At 39.4% G+C, this 20,045-nt stretch carries 18 protein-coding genes; 11 read left to right on the top strand and 7 right to left on the bottom strand.

Annotated features, from left to right (window positions below; all coding sequences use genetic code 11):
* Window positions 1–203: 203 nt before the first annotated feature.
* From IPJ02_10860 to IPJ02_10870, 3 genes are all read right to left on the bottom strand, one after another.
* On the bottom strand, window positions 204–839 hold the full coding sequence (locus tag IPJ02_10860; GenBank protein MBK7376034.1) for a hypothetical protein: 636 nt from the start codon (window positions 837–839) through the stop codon (window positions 204–206).
* Between the two features lie 179 nt (window positions 840–1,018).
* A complete protein-coding gene (locus IPJ02_10865; protein ID MBK7376035.1) occupies window positions 1,019–1,375 on the bottom strand; it encodes a hypothetical protein in 357 nt (118 codons plus the stop codon).
* A 74-nt stretch (window positions 1,376–1,449) separates the two neighbouring features.
* A complete protein-coding gene (locus IPJ02_10870) occupies window positions 1,450–2,862 on the bottom strand; it encodes a PQQ-like beta-propeller repeat protein (protein MBK7376036.1) in 1,413 nt (470 codons plus the stop codon).
* A gap of 504 nt (window positions 2,863–3,366) precedes the next feature.
* Between IPJ02_10870 and IPJ02_10875 the strand changes: the two genes are divergently transcribed.
* From IPJ02_10875 to IPJ02_10920, 10 genes are all read left to right on the top strand, one after another.
* Window positions 3,367–3,972, top strand: a complete 606-nt coding sequence (locus IPJ02_10875; protein ID MBK7376037.1) for an RNA polymerase sigma-70 factor — start codon at window positions 3,367–3,369, stop codon at window positions 3,970–3,972.
* Between the two features lie 51 nt (window positions 3,973–4,023).
* Entirely contained in the window at window positions 4,024–5,202 is a 1,179-nt protein-coding gene (locus tag IPJ02_10880; protein ID MBK7376038.1) for a FecR domain-containing protein, read from the top strand.
* A gap of 105 nt (window positions 5,203–5,307) precedes the next feature.
* The gene (locus IPJ02_10885; protein ID MBK7376039.1) at window positions 5,308–6,030 is read left to right on the top strand and encodes a secretin and TonB N-terminal domain-containing protein; all 723 of its coding nucleotides are present in this window, start codon (window positions 5,308–5,310) and stop codon (window positions 6,028–6,030) included.
* Window positions 6,005–8,272 (top strand): SusC/RagA family TonB-linked outer membrane protein, encoded by a 2,268-nt coding sequence (locus tag IPJ02_10890; protein MBK7376040.1) that lies wholly within the window; start codon window positions 6,005–6,007, stop codon window positions 8,270–8,272. Before IPJ02_10885 ends, IPJ02_10890 begins: the two co-directional genes overlap by 26 nt.
* 97 nt (window positions 8,273–8,369) lie before the next feature.
* Window positions 8,370–8,741 carry a hypothetical protein gene (locus IPJ02_10895; protein MBK7376041.1) on the top strand — a complete coding sequence of 124 codons (372 nt, stop codon included), beginning with the start codon at window positions 8,370–8,372 and terminating at the stop codon, window positions 8,739–8,741.
* Between the two features lie 18 nt (window positions 8,742–8,759).
* Window positions 8,760–10,187, top strand: coding sequence for a RagB/SusD family nutrient uptake outer membrane protein (locus IPJ02_10900; protein ID MBK7376042.1), 1,428 nt, complete (start codon window positions 8,760–8,762; stop codon window positions 10,185–10,187).
* A gap of 99 nt (window positions 10,188–10,286) precedes the next feature.
* Window positions 10,287–11,207: a hypothetical protein gene (locus IPJ02_10905; GenBank protein ID MBK7376043.1), complete on the top strand. Its 921-nt coding sequence runs from the start codon at window positions 10,287–10,289 to the stop codon at window positions 11,205–11,207.
* Window positions 11,126–12,349 (top strand): redoxin family protein, encoded by a 1,224-nt coding sequence (locus IPJ02_10910; protein MBK7376044.1) that lies wholly within the window; start codon window positions 11,126–11,128, stop codon window positions 12,347–12,349. Before IPJ02_10905 ends, IPJ02_10910 begins: the two co-directional genes overlap by 82 nt.
* 92 nt (window positions 12,350–12,441) lie before the next feature.
* Entirely contained in the window at window positions 12,442–12,894 is a 453-nt protein-coding gene (locus IPJ02_10915; GenBank protein ID MBK7376045.1) for a hypothetical protein, read from the top strand.
* 13 nt (window positions 12,895–12,907) lie between these two features.
* Window positions 12,908–14,923 (top strand): thioredoxin family protein, encoded by a 2,016-nt coding sequence (locus tag IPJ02_10920; protein ID MBK7376046.1) that lies wholly within the window; start codon window positions 12,908–12,910, stop codon window positions 14,921–14,923.
* Between the two features lie 607 nt (window positions 14,924–15,530).
* Here the strand turns inward: IPJ02_10920 and IPJ02_10925 are convergent.
* The 3 genes from IPJ02_10925 to IPJ02_10935 form a co-directional block, all read right to left on the bottom strand.
* Entirely contained in the window at window positions 15,531–16,361 is an 831-nt protein-coding gene (locus tag IPJ02_10925; protein MBK7376047.1) for an OmpA family protein, read from the bottom strand.
* A 188-nt stretch (window positions 16,362–16,549) separates the two neighbouring features.
* The gene (locus IPJ02_10930; GenBank protein ID MBK7376048.1) at window positions 16,550–17,458 is read right to left on the bottom strand and encodes an IS3 family transposase; all 909 of its coding nucleotides are present in this window, start codon (window positions 17,456–17,458) and stop codon (window positions 16,550–16,552) included.
* Window positions 17,455–17,829, bottom strand: a complete 375-nt coding sequence (locus tag IPJ02_10935; protein ID MBK7376049.1) for a hypothetical protein — start codon at window positions 17,827–17,829, stop codon at window positions 17,455–17,457. The genes IPJ02_10930 and IPJ02_10935 overlap by 4 nt, the downstream gene beginning before the upstream one ends.
* A gap of 70 nt (window positions 17,830–17,899) precedes the next feature.
* On the opposite strand from IPJ02_10935, the gene IPJ02_10940 reads away from it, so the two are divergent.
* On the top strand, window positions 17,900–18,274 hold the full coding sequence (locus tag IPJ02_10940; protein ID MBK7376050.1) for a hypothetical protein: 375 nt from the start codon (window positions 17,900–17,902) through the stop codon (window positions 18,272–18,274).
* A 334-nt stretch (window positions 18,275–18,608) separates the two neighbouring features.
* Here the strand turns inward: IPJ02_10940 and IPJ02_10945 are convergent, their stop codons facing one another.
* Window positions 18,609–20,018, bottom strand: coding sequence for a hypothetical protein (locus IPJ02_10945; GenBank protein ID MBK7376051.1), 1,410 nt, complete (start codon window positions 20,016–20,018; stop codon window positions 18,609–18,611).
* Window positions 20,019–20,045: the final 27 nt, after the last annotated feature.

A 20,045-nucleotide genomic window follows, 5' to 3' on the forward strand; every position in this document is an offset into this window, starting at 1 on the left:
AAAGGGCCGGATCATTGCCAATGCTGAATGAAGGAGTGATACTTTGATTTTTTTCCGTATGCCCATCGAAGCAATAGAAGGGAAGGCTTCAAGAGTATTAGAGCTGAGTGGGCAGGGAAAAACAACAGCGTATATCAACCCAATTACCGTTCAGCAAAGCCGTAAAAAGATCAGATTTTGTTTGGTTTTTTACACAGTTCATGTTAGCGGTTCGTTGCTTGTATTTTAGGTACTACCGATTTTATTCGTATAAAATCTTCATTTTTAGTAAAGTACTCAAGTCCTAAAACCAATAGCATCGAACATATAATGTACACTTTCTGCATTATGGCTGTCAATTCCAAATAACCTAAACCATAAAAGGAAAAGAAAACGTAATAAGTCAATAAGCAAATAATACAGTAGACTTTAAGTAAATGAAGTTTTGACTTCAGTATAAGTACTGTAATAGTAAATAACCCAGCCAATGTTAAAATAATCGATATCGTTCCAAGATCATGTAAGGGCGTTGCGATTAAGAATATAAATATTATGTTGGCAAGTCCGATAATCTTTAAAATTTTAGCCCATTGTTTTGAAGATAACTTTTTTGACATATTGATAAAAAAAACTCCATAACCAACCGAGTGGAATGCCATTCCAATAACTGCCCAAATCCTACCTGGGTTTTCTGTACCATTTATAGCTTTTGCAGCAAACAAATTACTTATGAAATTTTTTGACCAATGAAATCCTAAAGAATTTTTGTCAAGTAATGAGCCTCCCGGATATCTAAAAGTTGCTACTGCTATTAATACCATTGAAGTAACCAAGCATATTAAAACCGAATATTTTTTAATCATTTGTTTACTATTTTTGTCAAAAGTCAGTTACATAGTTGCAGCGAATATTTGCAATGACCGCATAACGTTCGGGTAACTGCGAAGGCAGGGAATCCATTGATTGTTGAGCCCTGCTTTTGCAAATACTTTTGTTGGCAGCTGTTTTACTTCTTAATTATTTTTCATGAGTAGGAATTTCAATTCCACTTCATAGAATACACTTTTAAATTCCTGTTGAATTCATAGACCTGGTAGCTTCTCTTTACGGCATTTCCATTGCACCGGTTACATTTTTGTTCCGGCACATGTATCGTTTTTTGGGTATCGGGTTTATATCCTCCTCCGGATGTCACAACATTAGAGGTCTTAGTTGTCATGTACATAACATCCCTTCCCAGGGCGCCATTCCATTTCTTTTCATAAGTAGTACTGGTAAAAGTGCTCACCGCAGGTGGTATCCATTCTCCTTTTACTGTTATTGTTTCTGTATGGGCTTCAATAACCCCCTTTCCTTTGCAATAATTACAAGTGCTGGAAACTTTGCACTTAAACATTTCCAACGTTCCGGGTTTGGGTAATTCAAAGTCATATTTACCTATCTTGGAAAACAAAGTATCTTTCCCTTGTATCAATGTGAAACAAAAAAGGAACCTATTGCACATAAGTCTTCTCCCTCTTTTAGATCTGTCACTTTTGAAGGTGTATAGCTGACGTATATTTTATCAAAAACTGGTTCTGCTATGATCCTGCCTTCAAGAGTTTGGATTCCGAATTTGCCATTGTCCTCAGAAAGAAAACACCTATTGAGGTTCCTGTAATCTTTCATGTAAGGCTCACTTACGATCTCATAGTTAGGTATGTTGGCCATTTTCCTGATCTTAACATTCCAAACGGGAGTATAATGGATAGGCTCAACAACGTATTTCCATCCAAAATCGGTGAACCTGTGATCTTCCTGTAATGCAATGAATTTGTTGCCGGCGGTATGAAATTTTACAATTTTCTGGGAGGTAAGTTTCCTTTCGGGCTGGATCGCCATGAGTTCGAACTTATCTCCATTGATCCGGTATACAACAGCCTGTTCAAACCGAATGTCGGCCTTTAGGTAAATTTTTCCGGTAGTATCTGTGATCAACTGCCAGTCATGAACTTCTTTACTTATTGAATCCGGGATCTCCAGGTTTTTCCAACTTAGGCCATTCAATACTTTAATGAACATATTTTTCCCGTTACTATGTCCAGAGATAAACAGAGTGTTGTTTTCGTCAAATGCCCAAAAATTATTTGCTGGAATTTGAATATCCCCTGTTATTTTCCATTCTTTTCCATTCCAGATCTTAATGCCGGTTTCTTTTCCATCATACTCATAGATATTACCCGCCCTGTCAACATATAAATCACCTTTAAAGATCAAAGGCTTTCCATTGCCGGAAGATAATTCAGGCTTTGTATTTGTTACTTTAAAGAGTTTAATGCCGGCATACACTTTTTTCTCATATACCTGTTCGGAAAAATAGATGTTCCCGTCAAAACCGGTGAACACATTGTACTTTGTAAAGGTACCCTTCGCTATTTCTTCCCATAGATTCCCGGTTGCACGGTATAGTTTCGATGGGGTAACCGCATATACATTTCCTTTGCCATCATTCACCAGGTTAAGTACCTCTCCGGAAATATTTTGCTCAAACAACTGCCAGTCTTCATTAGTAAAACGATAAATGTGTTCCAGGTAGAGACCATCCTTCCGTGTACTACCCAGCGCATAAATAGTACCATTGGCATCAATGACAGATGTATTTAACTTGTATTCTTTTTTCCTGAGCTCTATGACTTTCCTTGTATTTTTCCAATCACCCAGCGTAGAATCTATGACCAGGAAAAAATCCGGGTCATGATTATTTGATTGCCCTTTTTTTGGTTGAGATTTTTGAACAGATTTTTTTTGAGGCGTAACTTGTTTATTGTTTCCCGGCGTTTGTGTGTACCCAATGGATGCTGTACTAAAAAATAGCCATCCAAAAAGTAGCTTTAATCGTATCATATGTCTTTCAAGTTTAAAAGGTGCAGGTCAATAGCTGCTGACGGAGAGGTAATGCCGAAGTGCAGGAAATAGAATCCGTCCGCCCGGCTGACCGCTGCTGGGTAAAGATAAAAAAGATGAGGATATGTACATCGCTAAATAGATAAGGCCAAGCTGGATATGTAGCTGAACAGGGTTACTGCTGTTGAAACACGGCTTCCGTCAGCCTGTATTTTAGCAATTCGAATGTTATGTGTTCGCCCTTCATGCTGGTAAATTGAATTTAATGTCTTTATCCACCGTGGCAGGTTTTGTTCCGGAAGCGTTGGAACAAGGCAGGCTCTTTTGCAAGGTTGGCTTTTGTGTGTCCGCTTTGTGTGCTATACAAATATGCCCGACCTGGTTCGTCGGCTTTATTGAACACCTTAATTTCGGTATGTTCCACACCCCTTTCATTAAAGCATCAGCCAAAACATGGCATTGAATAGATTAAAATAGGGTACCTTAGTCGCAGAATCCTTAAGCATGCAGGTGAGCTTCGACAGAAACACAAATGACAAACTTTTATTAGCACTCATCTCAAATGGCGATGAAAAGGCATTTAATATGCTTTTTGAAAAATACCGTAACCGGTTTTATAACTATCTGGTTAAGATTACCAAGTCAAAAGAAATAGCCGAAGAAGCCACACTGGATGTTTTTTTTAAAATATGGAATGCCAGGCAAATCCTCAACCAGATTGAAAATTTTGAATCTTTCTTCTTCCGGGTAGTACACAATAAGGGTCTTGATTATTTAAGAAAGGCCAAAAAGAGCCGTCTTTTGCAACTGGAAATATGGTCTGATTTGGAAAATTTTGCCTCCTCATCAAGTGCCGATGAGGTGCTTTTGGCTGCTGAAACGGAGTATGCAATAAATACTGCAATCAGCCATTTGACTCCCCAAAAAAAAGAGGCATTTCGTTTAAGCCGGGAAGAATTTCTCACCTATGATGAAATTGCAAAAAAAATGCAGATTTCTCCAAATACAGTCCGGAATCACATCTCCTCTGCCCTTCAATTCATTAAGGGACACCTTGATAAAGGGCCGGAAATAGTTACGATTATTTCCTTATCATTAAAATTGTATTAAAAAATTATTACTTCAATTAGTACCCTGTCAAGCTTCATGCGTCTATAAAGCATGGAGCGTCTTCAAAACCTATTTCAAAAATACTTAAATAACAATATTTCGGCTGATGAATATGCTGAAATGTGGCAGTTAATGGATACTGAAGAGCAATCCGAAAAGCTTACTACGCTAATGCTTAACCTCTGGCAGGAAAATCCGAAGCATACATTAAAAGATAATGATTGGGATGATAAAATAAGACTTTTAAAATCTTCCATTCAGCCCTTGAAGCAAAAACGAACTTCTTTTTGGAAGTATGTAGCTGCTGCAAGTATTATTGTTGCTTTGGGGTCAGGTTTGTACGTCGCTTTAATTAGCAAAAATAAATCCGGTAATTCAGAAATTTCAATAAATGGAGTTGCCGCTAATGACGTTCAAGCCCCGCAAACTAACCGGGCTATGATCACACTAGCTGACGGTAGGCAAGTTTATCTGGACAGTATTTCAAGCGGTAAGGTTGCCCAGGAAGGAAATATTAACCTTGTAAAGTTACCCGATGGACAAATAGTGTATGAAACCGCAAATGGCGATGCACTAAAAGTAATGCAATACAACACACTGCATAATCCTGCTGGCAGTAAAGTGATTGATATACAACTTAATGAGGGAAGTCACATATGGCTGAATGCAGGCAGTTCCATTACTTATCCTGTTGCCTTCATCGGGAAAGAAAGAAAAATTGAAATATCCGGTGAAGCATATTTTGAAATTGCAAAAGACCCTTCTAAGCCTTTTAAAATAAGTGCTGCTGGAAAGGCAGAAGTGGAGGTATTGGGTACTCATTTCAACATCAATTCATACAGTGATGAAGCCATAATCAAAACTACTCTGCTGGAGGGCAGTGTGAAAATAACAGCTGCTGTAAGCAATAAATCACATGTTTTAAAACCTCGGGAACAGGCCCGGATACATCACACAGGCCAGTTTAGTGTGAACAAAAATGTGGATGTGGAAGAAGTAATGGCCTGGAAGAACGGAAAATTTATTTTCCAGGGATTGGATATTCAGTCAATAATGAGGCAAATCAGCAAATGGTATGATGTGGATGTGGAGTACAAAGGGGCAATAACTAAAGAAGAATTTGTAGGTATTATTTCACGAAACGTGAACATATCAGAAATAATAAAGATGCTGGCGAAAACCGGAGCTGTGCATTTTGAAATTGAGGGTAGGAAGATAATAGTAAAATAGCGCTGAAAAAAACGGGGGTGAAGCGAACACCCCCGCTATAGTCAGGCTTTTGAATAAATAAAACGCAACGGATCACTTATTCTTTAACCTAAACACTGCAAAAGTATGAAATTTCTTACTTGCAGTAAGCAGAATCATTTTGTAAAGAAAACCGGTATACGATTTACCGGGCTGCTTACTCCACAAATTATGAAACCAATGAAACTGACTTTCATTTTACTGACAGTTGCTCTGCTTCAGGTATCGGCAAAAGGCGTGTCACAAAATGTATCACTTACATTGAAAGATGCACCGGTTGAAAAAATGTTCAAAGCAATTGAACAGCAAACTGGCCTTGGGTTCCTGTATACAAAAAAAATGCTGCAGGGTGCGCCAAAGGTAAATATCATTGTTAAAAACGTACCCATCGCCGAGGTATTGAAACAATATTTCAAAGTACAGGAACTTGATTTTACTATCCAGAATAATACAATAATTATAGTTAAAAAAACTGAAAGCGTTTCTCAATTGGTAGGCATAGAAACACCATCTCTGCCACCGCCGATAACAGTTCGTGGTTTAGTAAGAACTGAATCAGGAGAATTACTGGAAGGTATTTCAGTATCTGTAAAAGGAACTAATCAGGGTACAAAAACAGGTGTAAACGGAACTTTTACTCTTGAAGGAATAGATGAAAAGTCAGTGTTGGTTTTTACAGGTGTGAATATAGAAACACAAGAAGTGGCGTTAAATGGAAAACCATCGGTTGTTGTAACCGTAAAAATCCGTATTTCTCCTTTAGATGAAATACAAATCATTGGATATGGCAAAAACAACCCGGAGATATAAAACAGGTGCAGTTGCGACTGTGAAGGCAGATGTGATAGGTCTGCAACCGGTTTCCAACCCTTTACATGCATTGCAGGGAAGAATGGCCGGTGTTTCAATAAATCAAAACACTGGTGCATTAGGAAGCGGTACTGAAATACAGATCCGGGGTATCAATACTATTCAGGCAGGTAATCAACCGTTGATTATTGTTGATGGTTCTATTCTTCCGGATCCAAACAGGGGTCTTGGTACTGCTATCGGTTCCTATATGTCATTCGGCAGTACGAATATGAATGCCATTAATCCGGCAGATATCGAGAGTATTGAAATATTAAAGGATGCAGATGCCACTGCTATTTATGGTTCAAGGGGCGCCAATGGGGTGGTGCTGATAACAACAAAAAAAGTTAAACTTGGACCTACACGATTTAATATTGATATAAGTACTTTGTCAAATAGCGCAACTTATTTGCCAGAAAGACTTTCGCTGGCAGCCTACAGACAAATGCGCCGTGATGCATTTAATATGGGCAACCATAATCCTACAACCGGCATTGCCATTAACCCAATAACGCCTACTGTAAATAATGCACCCGACTTGCTGATCTGGGATTCAACTAAAGCTACTGCTGACTGGACAGATTTTGAATATGGCAATACAGAACCATCTATAAATGCACAAGCAAATTTATCCGGCGGTGAAAAACGTTTAAACTTTTATGCAAGCGGTGGATATCAGAAACAAAAAGACATAACAAGAGGAAGCCCATTGTTTGAAAGAATTTCTGGTAACTTAAATGTGAATCATACTTCTCAGAATGACAGGTTGAAAATATCCATCAATACTTCCTACATCACTACAAAATTAAAACCCTCAAGAGGCGGCGGTTCCGGAGGATTGCTTACCAGCGCCCCACCTAATATGCCAATAAAAAACATGGATGGCAGTATCTGGTGGCCCAGTCCAACTATAACACAAAGTAGTTTGCTGATAAGCCCGCTTGCCATGGAAGAGGCAAGAACTGAGAGTAAAACAAGAAGCCTTATTTCTAACCTGGAGGTGACCTACCGTATTTATAAAGGGTTACAGCTTAAAACACTCCTGGGGTATAATGACCAGATTACTACTATAGAAACAGGAACTCCCTCCACTGCTATCAATCCGCTAAACCCGGGCAGTACCGTTCCAAATCTTAACTGGGCGCAAAGCAAATACCAGTCTTTGAATTTTGAACCACAGCTTTTATATAATGGAAAGATATCAAAAGGGAAAATAGAAGCCCTTGTCGGCAGCACATTCTTTGACAGAAAAACAAGCAGTAATGCAATCAACCTAACAGGGTATTCTTCCGACCTGCTACTCTATAGCTGGGCCGCAGCAACATCAGTAGCCAGCCGTTCTAACACATCAACATACTATAGATTTAATTCGGCTTTTGCCAGAGTAAATTACAATTGGGAAAACAGGTACCTTGTCAATCTCACTTACAGAAGAGATGGTTCTTCCCGGTTTGGCCCCAAAAAGCAATGGGGTAATTTTGGAGCTGTAGGTGTTGGTTGGATCTTTACCAACGAAAACTGGTTAAAAGAAAAACTATCCTTCCTAAGCTACGGAAAACTGCGGGGCAGCTATGGTACAACTGGTAATGATAATATAACCGACTACCAATATACCAGCTTGTATGCTTCCAATTTTTATGATGGAGCAGCAGGTCTTGCTGCAAACTACCTTGCAGACTCATCAATAGGCTGGGAAAGCAGCCGTAAACTGGATTTAGCCCTTGAAATTGGCTTTTTTAAAGACCGTGTTTTACTGAATGTAAACTGGTACCGCAACCGTTCTACCGATTTATTAGCAAGCACGCCAATACCTTCACAAACCGGTTTCAATAGTTATATAACAAACATACCTGCAGTGGTTGAAAACAAAGGATGGGAGATTGAGCTAAATACCCAAAACACTAAAATAGGAAGTAAGTTTCAATGGAAAACCAACTTCAATCTTACGTTATTAAAAAACAAGCTGGTTGAATTTCCCGGATTGGAACAATCTTCATTCGCTAACAGGCTAAAAATCGGGTACCCGGTTAACAGCCCAAGAACACTGCTTAATACTGAATGGACACAGGTATTTGAGGGGGTTGATCCGGCTACCGGATTACCTATTTTTAAAGATTTGAATGGAGATGGCCTTATAAATAATAACGATCGTACCTATATAGGGTCAGCCATACCAAGAACCCTTTGGCGGGTTAGGTAACCAATTTTCATTTAAGGGATTTGAATTGGACGTTTTCTTTCAATTTTCACAACAACTTGTTACCAACTGGATGTTCAACAGTACTTATCCCGGGCAGTTGAATAATCCTGCAGTAGCAGATTTTTATCGTAATTATTGGATGAATCCGGGAGATGTATCAAAATATCCAAGGTTGTTTAGTGGTGCCGCCTCTAATTCAACCACCAATCTTTTAAGCAGCGTTTTTCCGCTATCATCTGCCGCCTTAAATGATATTTTCTATGCCCGTTTAAAGAACCTGTCTCTTTCCTATACTTTGCCTATAGGATTTGTTTCAAAAGCAAAAATAAACAAGGCTGTTGTTTATGTAAGAGGACAGAACCTATTAACATGGACCAGCAAAAAAATCTACAAAGATCCAGAGCTTGTACAACTACGCAGTGGCCAGGTATTAAAAACCTGGACTGCCGGTATTCAACTATCATTTTAAACCGAAATCTAATTTATTATGAAACGATTAAATAAAATAGCTGCTTGTTTATTAATACCAATCATTTTTTTAATGATCGCTATTACGGGTTGTAAAAAATACCTGGAAGTGCCATTACCGATTGATCAGCTGGCTACTGATAATGTTTTCAAAACCAAACCAACTATTATATCTGCTGTAAATGGCATGTACAATGCATTTTCAGATGGATTACTTAAAGGAACCTATTACAAGATTACATACTGGTGGTCCGATGAAGGAGAAATAAGCCCTTTGCCAGGTTCAGAAATTGGAGATATTATAGGCGGAAATATCGTACCTGCCAATACACAATTGATGCAATGGGGGTTTTTTTACAGAACAATTTTCAGGGCAAATACCTTAATTGAAAAACTGCCTGCAGTTGGTACAGATATTCTAACCGATGCTGAAAAGAAGCAATTTATTTCGGCCGCAAAATATATAAGGGCAGCTGAACATTTTACATTGGTAACTTCATGGGGAGATGTTCCATTAATTACTTCAACCAGTGCAGAAGAAAATCTGAACAAACCGAGAACTCCTGCAACTGAAGTGTATAATCAGATAATTAAAGACCTGCAGGAAGCAGCGGCAGATTTGCCTGCAACTGTTAATACCAGTAATTCAAAAACGATACACAACAGATTCCAGCCACTGGCTTTACTTGCCAAAGTATATTTATACTTAGGTAGATGGGCAGATGCTGAAGCAGCAGCTACAGAAGTAATTGGCAGCAATCAGTATTTACTAGTAACAGGAGTTAATAACGTATTCAAAAGAGGCAGCAGGGAAGCTATTTTATCTCATGGGGCAACAGGAACCGGGTCGTTGTTTGACAACCGGGCCGTATTGGGCTGGATTACACTTCCTGCATCAAGCGGCAATGCCGCTTCCACTCATTGTGCTATTCCAGCTGCCATGCAATCCAGGTTTGAAGCAGGGGACCAGCGCAAAGTAAGCGGAAACTGGACCATATCCTTATTTGGAAAAGTATTTGCAAATAAATATTTGCATAATGTTACGGCATCAACTGCAACCATAAACGCCAATCCCCAGGATTTTATTTATCAGCGGCTGGCCGAACTGTACCTGATCAGGGCAGAAGCCAGGGCCCAGCAAGGTAATATAACGGGAGCAAATTCTGCTGCGACTGATATAAACCTTGTTCGTACAAGAGCAGGACTTCCAAACACTACTGCCGCCACGCAGCCACAAATGCTTTCGGCGATTGAGAAAGAAAGAGTAACTGAATTGTTTTATGAAGGTCATCGTTGGTATGACCTTAAACGAACTGGACAGTTGCAGACAGTCTTAGGTGCTGTGCCCTATAAAGCAGCAAACTACAAAGCTCATTATAACTTATGGCCTATTCCATTATCGGAATTAAACAATAGTCCCAATTTAACACAGAATCCGGGTTATTAATATAGCACATAGGCCGGAATGAAAGCAAACCATGCGGGTTTTTACTTATTAATCCTATGGTTTGCTTTTACATTTATTAAAAAAAATAATAGAATAATAATGAAAAAAATAGCAAATGTAATGCTGGTATGCTTTCTCGGTTTAGCATCATCATCTTCATTTTCCCAAAAAATAACAGTTTCTGGAAAAGTTACCGGGGATATTGCGAAAAGGGTGAGGCAGGTTCAATTTATACATGATGGCAAACTTGACAGTTTTAATCTGAAGAAAGATGATCATACATTTTCAGGCGATATTAAACTCCTGGAACCTCAATTTGTAGAAATAAGATCAGGCAACCCCAAGCCGCAATATTTTTACTTAGTACCCAATGAAAAACTTGTACTTACTATTAATAAGCCCTCATTGCAGGAAAGTAATGTAACAATCAGCAATAATAAGGTTAATAAACTACAGGATATTTTCAATGCATATTATAGTGCCCTTCAGGAAAAAGGTATAGATACTAAAAGCAGGGATTGGCACCAGCTGCTGTTCAACAAGAATGAACCGCTGTTTTTTGCAGAAACTAAACTAAATGAGCAACTAACAAAAAATGCTGCATTCATTTCCTCCATTCCGAATTTTAAATCTGATGTTTTGCTTTTCATGAAATCATTTCGAAATTATACAATGATTGATAAGATGTCTTTAAACGAAATTGAAAAAGCATTACAGGAAATAAAAGCAACAAAACTTAAAAAAACTGCATTAAACATTCCCTTTCTCAAAGAATACTTAACAGACCTGACCAATGCCTATGCCGCCAGAACACTGGAGAAATATGGAATAAGTATTGATAATATAAAACAAAAAATGTACCCCAGTTTATTGCTGCGGAAGCTATCAGCAAATACGTTTCCGATACAATTATTAAAAGCTCTCTTTTTTCAGAGAAATTGCGAATTGAATTACCAACAAATGGGCTTAAAAATGAAGAGTATGTTTCGTATTTGTATGAAAACTCCTCGCAAACCGTAAAAGACAGCTATACAGAAAAAATAGCACTGCTAAAAGCGAATAAAATACCTGATTTAAATGCAGCCCGAAAAAAAGCATTTAATTTTTTATTACATGATTCTACAGGTAAAGAATACAAGCTGGATGATTTTAAAGGCAAAATGTTGTTTATAGATTTCTGGGCTTCCTGGTGTGCCCCCTGTAAAGCACAGATTCCACATCAAAAAGAACTGGAAAAAGCCTATGCAGGTAAGAACATTGTGTTTGCCAGTGTTTCCCTTGATAAATCAAAGCCGGCCTGGCTAAAAGCAGTAAAAGAAGAAGACCTGCATGGTGTTATTTTGCATGCCAAAGGAGATTTTAAGAATGAATTCCCCAAAGCTTATGGCATTGAGTCAATACCCCGCTATATGCTGATTGATGCTAATGGCCATATCATTTCTGACAATATGATAAGACCAGAAAATAAGAAAGAGATAAGGGGTATTTTTGATGAAGAACTATTTGGCAAAAACACAGAGGAAATTCTGGAAAAACATTTCAAAGCCCTTGGAGCAGAAGTCCTCAAAACCAACGGCCTTTTAATGAATTACCGCCAGTCTGTAATTTCTTTTAATATAAATGGTAAAACTTACTATAGCTATCCCGATAAATTTAAAAATACAAACCAGTTTGAAGAAACTGAACAAATGTTAATGATTTTAGGAAAGGAATATTTTACGGAGAAATATGCAATTATGAACGGCGAAAAGGTATCAACAAATAATCCATCTTTTTCGAACTTAAAAGACACATGGGTAAACAAGCTTTTTGGACTGGAACTATTTCTACGTAAAACGGTTAATAACTCGATCGTAAAGTTTGCAGAAGAAAATGAGACAAACACAGATAGCTGTTATGTATTGAAGCTAAAATATAATAATACAGAAGAACGATATTATATAAACAAGAAGACCTATTTAATTGATAAATTAAAAATATTTACAATTAATCTTGAACCACGTAAAGGAGGAGGCTATTTTGAAACTTTTGTGAACTATGAAGACTACCGGAATATAAATGGGTTAATGATTCCATATAAAATTAACCAGGCAAACTTAATTACCATCAAAGTTCAAAATGCTGAAGTGAAACCACTTGATGAAAAGCTTTTCAATAATTGACCAGTATACCGACCTCTATTTTCAGGTCATTAATAAATAATGTGGAGAGTTTTAAAAAATATATTCAAGAGGACTCATAAAGGGAAAACAAAATGAAAAGGAGTACATTTATTTTGATTTGCACACTATGCACTGCTATTACAAATGCTCAACTGAACAATCCGGTAAACTGGACCTTCACAGCGAAAAAAACAAGTGATAAAACATTTGAAGTGCACCTAAGTGCTACTCTTCAAAAAGGATGGCATATTTATTCACAAACAACAGCTGATGGCGGCCCGGTTCCTACAACATTTACTTTTACCAGTAATCCATTATTGATTATTACTGGCATACCAAAGGAGATCGGAAAGCTGGAACAGAAACATGAACCGCTTTTTGGTGTGGATGTTAAGCAATACTCCCAAAAAGTGGAATTTGTAATTATTGCGAAACTGAAAACTGCTGTTAAAACAAATCTTAGCGGTTCTGTAGAATACATGGTATGTAATGATAAAGAATGTTTGCCCCCTAAGATTGTAACCTTTTCCATTCCTTTAAAGTAAATCAGTGAAGAAAATGAAAAAATTCTTACAGGCATCAGCCTGTATGGCATTTATTGTACTTAGCTCACATCTACATGCTCAGGATACTTTGCCTGTATCATTCAGCTTTAGCAAAGTAAACCTTAATGACACAGTTGTGCAATTAAACATCAAAGGAAAAATAAAAGCCGGAATCAGGCTATATGCCTTGCAAAACAAACCAGATGATGCGGTTTATTCAGTTATCAGATTTGATTCATCTGTACAAAAACACCTCCTTGGCAGCTTGATTGAAATCGGGAAAACATACAGCGGAAATGACAAAGAACTTGGTGCCAAAACAACTTATTATACCGATTCCATTTTATGGCAACAGACCATATCTGCGACAGATAGTACTGTTGTCCGTGGGCATATTTCTTATATCTACAAAAAAGGGGAAGAATTTATTCCCGGAGAAGTACCATTTAAGTTTTTTGTTCAAAATAAAAATGCGCTTATAGGTGCACAAACAAAAGAAACCGGCATGACCAATCATTCCTTATGGTGGATATTTCTGGCTGCATTTGGGGGCGGGCTTCTTGCATTATTGACACCCTGTGTATATTCGATGATACCGGTTACTGTCTCATTCTTTACAAAACGTAGCAAAACAAAAAAAGAGGGCATCTGGAATGCTTTATATTATTCATCATCTATAGTAGTTATTTTTACCGGACTTGGCTTTTTAGTAACTCTGCTGTTTGGGCCTGCGGCGTTAAACAACCTTGCAACCAACTGGATTGCCAACCTGGTGTTCTTTGCACTCTTTTTAATTTTTGGCTTTTCTTTCCTCGGCGCATTTGAAATTTCATTACCATCATCATGGACCAATAAATCAGATAAAAAGGCAGGTACAGGGAATATTTTGGGTATTTTTTTTATGGCATTGACATTAGTACTTGTTTCATTTTCATGCACCGGTCCTATTATCGGTAATTTATTGGTGCTGGCTGCCAAAGGCAGTTATTGGGGACCATTAGCGGGAATGTTTGGATTTTCTACGGCATTAGCTTTGCCTTTCGCATTATTTGCATTTTTCCCATCCAAATTGAATATACTGGGTAAAGCCGGTGGGTGGCTCAATGCTATAAAAGTTACACTCGGTTTTTTGGAACTGGCCCTGGCCCTGAAATTTTTATCCAATGCAGATTTAGTAAAAGGGTGGCGTTTATTAGATCGTGAAATTTTCCTCTGCTTATGGATTGTAATATTTTTACTACTTGGGATTTACTTACTGGGGAAATTAAAATTTCAGCATGACGATGCATTACCTAAGAATGACTTTGGTCTTCCTTATCTCACTGTTATCAGGCTGCTTTTTGCCATTATATCACTTTCATTTGCCGTGTATATGGTTCCAGGTTTGTTGGGGGCGCCACTTAAAGGCATAAGCGCATTTGTACCGCCAATGGGCACACAGGATTTTGTGGCCAACACACCCGGGCATTCATCATACAGCACAGTCACGTCGCATGAAAACACCTTACCGCAACCTATAAAGTACTATGAAAAAATGAAGTTATATGAGCCGGAAGTAGTGGTTACTAATGGTATGGTCACCTATTTTGATTACAATGAAGCTTTAGAAGTCGCAAGGAAATTAAAAAGACCTTTAATGCTTGACTTTACAGGCATCAATTGTGTAAACTGCCGTAAAATGGAAGGACAGGTATGGAGTGACCCAGAAGTAATGAAAAGTTTAAAAGATGATTTTGTCATCGTGTCTTTGTATGTAGATGTGCAGACTATAGACCTGCAGGAAAACGAAATCTATTATTCAAAGGCATTAGGGAAAAAAGTGGAGACACTGGGGGACAAAAATGCGGATATGCAGGTAACAAAATTTGGCGCCAACAGTCAGCCGTATTATTTCTTTTTTGATGCCAATGAAAACAAGCTGATCGATCAGGGGTATGGTTACAACCCCAGCATCACTAATTTTCTTTCGTTATTGGAAGAAGCAAAAAGAAAATTTAAGGAAAGAGGTTTGGTAAAGGTCAATCATTAAGCAATAGCTAACTGAAGATGTTTTTGAAATTCAGCTATGTAATAAAGTCCATTATAATGCTTATGATAGATGTGAAAACAAATAGAGTTCAATCAGTCGGGGTGTAGGCTGTGCGTTGGTAATTTTGGCTCTTTGCAAAGTTGGCGTTTTGTCTGGGTTTTGTATGCCTTGAAATGTACTAAAAATAGCGAAGGGTCGGCAAGGTCATGTTATTTTAATTTAAGTAGGATGCTCTTTAGGGTGACATACAACGTTTGAGTTTATGCAGTGTGGGGTATAGGAGGGCTTAAAAATGTAGCGGAGAGAAATGTTAAGCCCGACCTGCTCCGACCTGTCCAGCGTTACTGAACGAAATTAAGAAATTACTTTTTAATGGCTACACTGACCCCCCGCATTGCATAAACATTTTGTTGTTGGCTGTATGGTTTCTCCTTACTTCATTAGAGTTGTGCCAATGGTCACCTGTTAATTTAAAATACTTTGTTCGTCGTGGGGTGATGGGATTTCGGAGCCGCATCGTCAAGCTACGACTATGGTGCCAAAGATTTCTGCACCACGTCCGCTCCGCTTTGGTAAGATGCAGTTATAGATAGGCTTATAATGCTTTTTATTGCCTAACAATTTCTACTCTTCTATTTAGTATTCTCCCTGCATCTGTTGTATTGGTTGCAACAGGGCACAATGATCCTACTCCCTCTGGCATAAGACGGGAATAATCAATTTTTCCTTTTGTAACCAGAAATTCTACCACCGCTTTTGCTCTTTCTTTTGAAAGGGTAATATTTGACGCAAAAACACCTGTGTTATCTGTATGCCCTACAACGATAATTTTTACCGATTTATTCGAAACAAGATATTCAATAACAGTTTGCAGGGTCTTTTCAGATTCAGATTTGATGGTCGCCTTATTCACATCAAATAGAATACCGTAGAGGGCTATCTTACCATCCCTGTCAATGGCATCTTTCATATCTATCTTGATATCTTGTTGCATAGGTTCTGCTTCTAGCATCTCAACTATATAATTGCTGACATCTGAAGAATTACCTGCTGTAAGTTTTAGAAACACCTCCTTTCCATCAACGCTGGCCTTGAACATGGTTTTATCAGTAGAAAGTTCTACCCCTTTAACTTTCGTAATGGCATTTAAGTAATTATTGAGGATTTGTGAGCTACTGAATTTCCTTGTTTCACCTTCATTTTTAAAATATGTTATTTTGCGATATTTGACTCCCTTCTCAATTTTAATGGCCTTAGCCGGACTGCCCGCATAATATATAAAGCCGGGCTCTTTATATTCACTTTCCTCACAAGAGTTAATCCGATAACCGGGTAAACGATTCATGTAGCTGGGTTCCACGGTTTCACAGCCTTTTTTATCTTGGGCATAACAAAATGACGTACTCATCATTAGTAATGCAAAAAGTAGTTTATTCATAAGTGAGTATTAAAATTTATAATGTCTCGTCCTGAAATTAGTTGACCCGTTAACAATGATAATCCTGCATTTGGTTTACTAAGATAATTCATCCTGAAATAGGTTGAGCAATAAAGTTTGCCGTGCGTTGGCGATAAATATTTTTGTAGCCACTCAGCTAAAGAAAATATTTATTGTTGGCCTGCCGCTTATAATGTTTCCAATTTTTCCTCCTTTGTTTTACGTTTATAATAGTAGTTTTTCCATTGCTTTATTTGTGGCCCTTTTTGGCTGTGTACTTCGTGTGGTATTTGCCAGTTCAGGCTTGCGTGCCTGCGCCTGTAATTGTAAATGGTGATGCAGCGGGCAATATGCCTGGAAGCCGTATCGGCATCGCTGTAAAAACTGCTGATAAGTTCGGTTTTAAGTATGCCGTTTACTCTTTCAGCGATTGCATTTTCATAAGGATCTCCATTTTCTGTCATAGATATCATGCAGTTGTTTTTTTGGAGAAAATCTGTGTATGCTGTACTGCAATATTGAATACCCCTGTCGCTATGGTGAATAACGATAGCATCAGCAGGTTTTTGCGCCATTGCTTTTTTAAGTGCCAGTAATCCACTGCTCACCTTCATATCATCACTGAGGTTAAAACCTACAATCTTTCTGCTGTAGGCATCGGTAATTAAAAACAGGTAAGCATGCCTGTGTTTGAGGGGTATATAGGTAATATCTGCTACCCACAGTTCGTGGGCCTTCATGGGCTCAAAATCCCTTACCAGGTTGGGATACCGGCGAAAATGGTGTTTACTGTTGGTGGTGTACACATTGCGTTTTAGCTTGCGCACAAGCAGTTTGTTTCTTTTAAGCAATTCAAAGAATTTATCCCTTCCCATGATGATTTTATGTTGGGTCAAAAACGATTGCAGTTCAACAAAAAGTTTTCTCCCTCCACATCGTGGTTGCAGCTTTCTTATTGCGTCAATTTGTTGCAGTATCACACCTTCCTGCAATCCCTTTGAAAGCAATTTGTTTTGATGTTTATGATAAGCCTGTGAGGAATAGCCAAGCAGCCGGCAAATGGTTTGCAGGCTTGCAAACGGTTTTGCCTTTTTTATTTCCTGGACTGCCGGCTTCCAGACTTTTTTCTGATAGGGATATTAAGCTTTTCTTCAGCTACATTGATCATAATGTCGAGCGCATCAGCCCGGAGCTTTTCCCACTCAAGTTGCTTTTCTAAGGCAGCAATCTTTTTGAGCAGATCATCCTGGGTGATCTCCTTTTTGGGTGCTCTTTTTTTGTCGGGGTCATTCATTTCCCGAATGTAATGTTTTTCCTGTTTGTTAGTTCTAGGAAGGTCATTAACGCCCTGGTAAATTTGCACCCATTTGCAAATAGTGGTGCGACCGATGCCATACTTGGCTTTCAATTTTCTGTACCCGCAGCCTTGCTCCAGGTATTCTAAAATGATCTGTTCTTTTAAGTCCATAATGGTTGATTTTTAGTCAACCTATTTCAGGACGAGACACTATGGGGCTATCCGGACCAGGTACCCGGTTATGACCCGGATCATTGCTTCGGCAAAGCAGCGTAAATGCCGCAACCTTTTTAAAGAAGCTGTGGAATATGCAAAGCAGGTGATCGCAGACCCGGTAGAAAAAGCGGTCTGGCAAAAAAGGCTCCGTAAGCGTAACGGGGTATTCAATGCTGCCGTTAAGTTCTATATGCTGAAAGAAAAGCGGGAAAAGGAGCGTGCGTTGATGATGACGAACACGTTGCTCTGGCTGGCATTTAAAAATGCAACGGCGCAGGAGATGGCAGAGGAGCAAAGGTGTTACAGAAACCAGCAGAACAGTCCATTACCGGTAGTTTATTCGCATACAGGTTCCAGGGTTATGAACCGCGGCGGAGAAGAACATCCACCCCCATCTTAGTTATGCTCGCTGAGCATGATCGTTCCGGTCGGTGAGGACAGCAACCAGGGGAATGGGACCATGATCATTCCGGTCGGTGAAGGCCCCGGCCAGGGCGTAGGGCGTACACTACATCGGGGTTTCACGCAAGAGTCTTATTATTCAGGGGTATGCTGTGAAAAATCCGCTGATACAAAGCAGCCAAAGTATTCCGGGGAACAGGCCATTGCCGGCAGTAAACAGTTTTATGGATTCAGGGTGAGGGAAGTTTCTTCCGGTTCATCCAAACATTCCCGAAATGAAAAGGCCTTATGTTTTACCATAAGGCCTTTGTCCGGTTATATTTCCTGGTTAATTATCTTACGATCACCAGTTGCTTGACGATCCTGTCGGAGGAGGTTTCAATTATAAGTGCATAAACCCCTTCGCTGTATTTGTCAAGGTTCAGCGTAATGTTGTTGGTACCACGGTTCAGGTTCTGATCCTGTACCAGCACCCGCTTTCCAACCTTGTCCAGCAGGATGATCTTTGCCTGGATGTTCTTGTCAACAGACATATTGATGGTTACATAGCTGCTTGCCGGCATTGGCATCAGCGTAACCTGGGTCTTGTTCACCGACCTTCTTACCACCAGTACATTGCTGTATTTTATTTCACCGCCCTTACCGATCACTTTAAGGCGGTAGTAAATGATCTCATTGCTGATACCGTTTATATTATCGGTAAACCCAAAGCTCTGCTCTTCATTTAATTTTACCGGGTCGCTTACGATACCAACCCTGGTATACGTGGAATTATCAAGGCTCCGTTCCACTTCAAAGTGGTCAATGTCCTTTAAGGTAATGATCGTCCAGCTAAGGGGTACCAGGTTGTTTTGCGCAACACCCGTAAACTTAAGGATCTCTGCAGGAAGTACGGTACCTACAAAACGCCAGTCCCTGTCAGCCTGCGCAGGAATGATTTTCTGTACCGGCGCCCTGGTTCCGGGGGCTGCATCACCTAAAGTAGTACCACCATTACCCATATTGTAAGAAGTACCTTTGATATTGAGTACGGAGTTGAGCGAATCAAATCGGTTATCCAGTCCGTCGCCATCTGTATCCATGCCGGTTAAGGTCACCAGGTCATCTGCAATGCCATTCAGGTTAAAGTCATTGCCTTCAACAATATCCGGTTGGCCATCCGCATCGGTATCCAGGTCACGGTAATCGGGGGTGCCATCCGCATCATGATCATAAATGAATATGCCCGAGCCGCCAAAACCTACGGTGTTGTCATAGGGTGACATAAGCCCGTCGCCATCCGCATCCGTTGTAGTTGGTAACTGGTAACCTACGGTTGACATGCCTTCAATATTATCCGGTATACCGTCATCATCAGAATCAATGTCCAGGTAATTGGGCTCACCGGTGCCATCCGTATTCGGCAGGTTCAGTGCAGCCAGGCCTGAAACAGATGTTGACCAGCCGTTTGCAGCAATCACGCCATCCACGATACCATTCAGGTTTGCATCCGGAAGACCGGCTTCCAGCACATCAACAATTCCATCACCGTCCGCATCCATATCATAGGCATTTGGCCTGAGGTCACGGTCAAGATTTTTATTCGGATAATCGTCTGCCCTGCCATCTACAGGTAACAGGTCAACACCCGTCCTTAATAAGGCAGAGGCGGCAAAATTATTATCGCTTATGCCATCGTAATTGCTGTCTACAAAACCATCGATAAGACCATTATTATTGGCATCCGTTCCGGCTACTTCCACCACATCCGGGATACCATCATTATCACT

Source organism: Chitinophagaceae bacterium (genome assembly GCA_016710165.1).
In the GTDB taxonomy this organism is placed as follows: domain Bacteria; phylum Bacteroidota; class Bacteroidia; order Chitinophagales; family Chitinophagaceae; genus Ferruginibacter.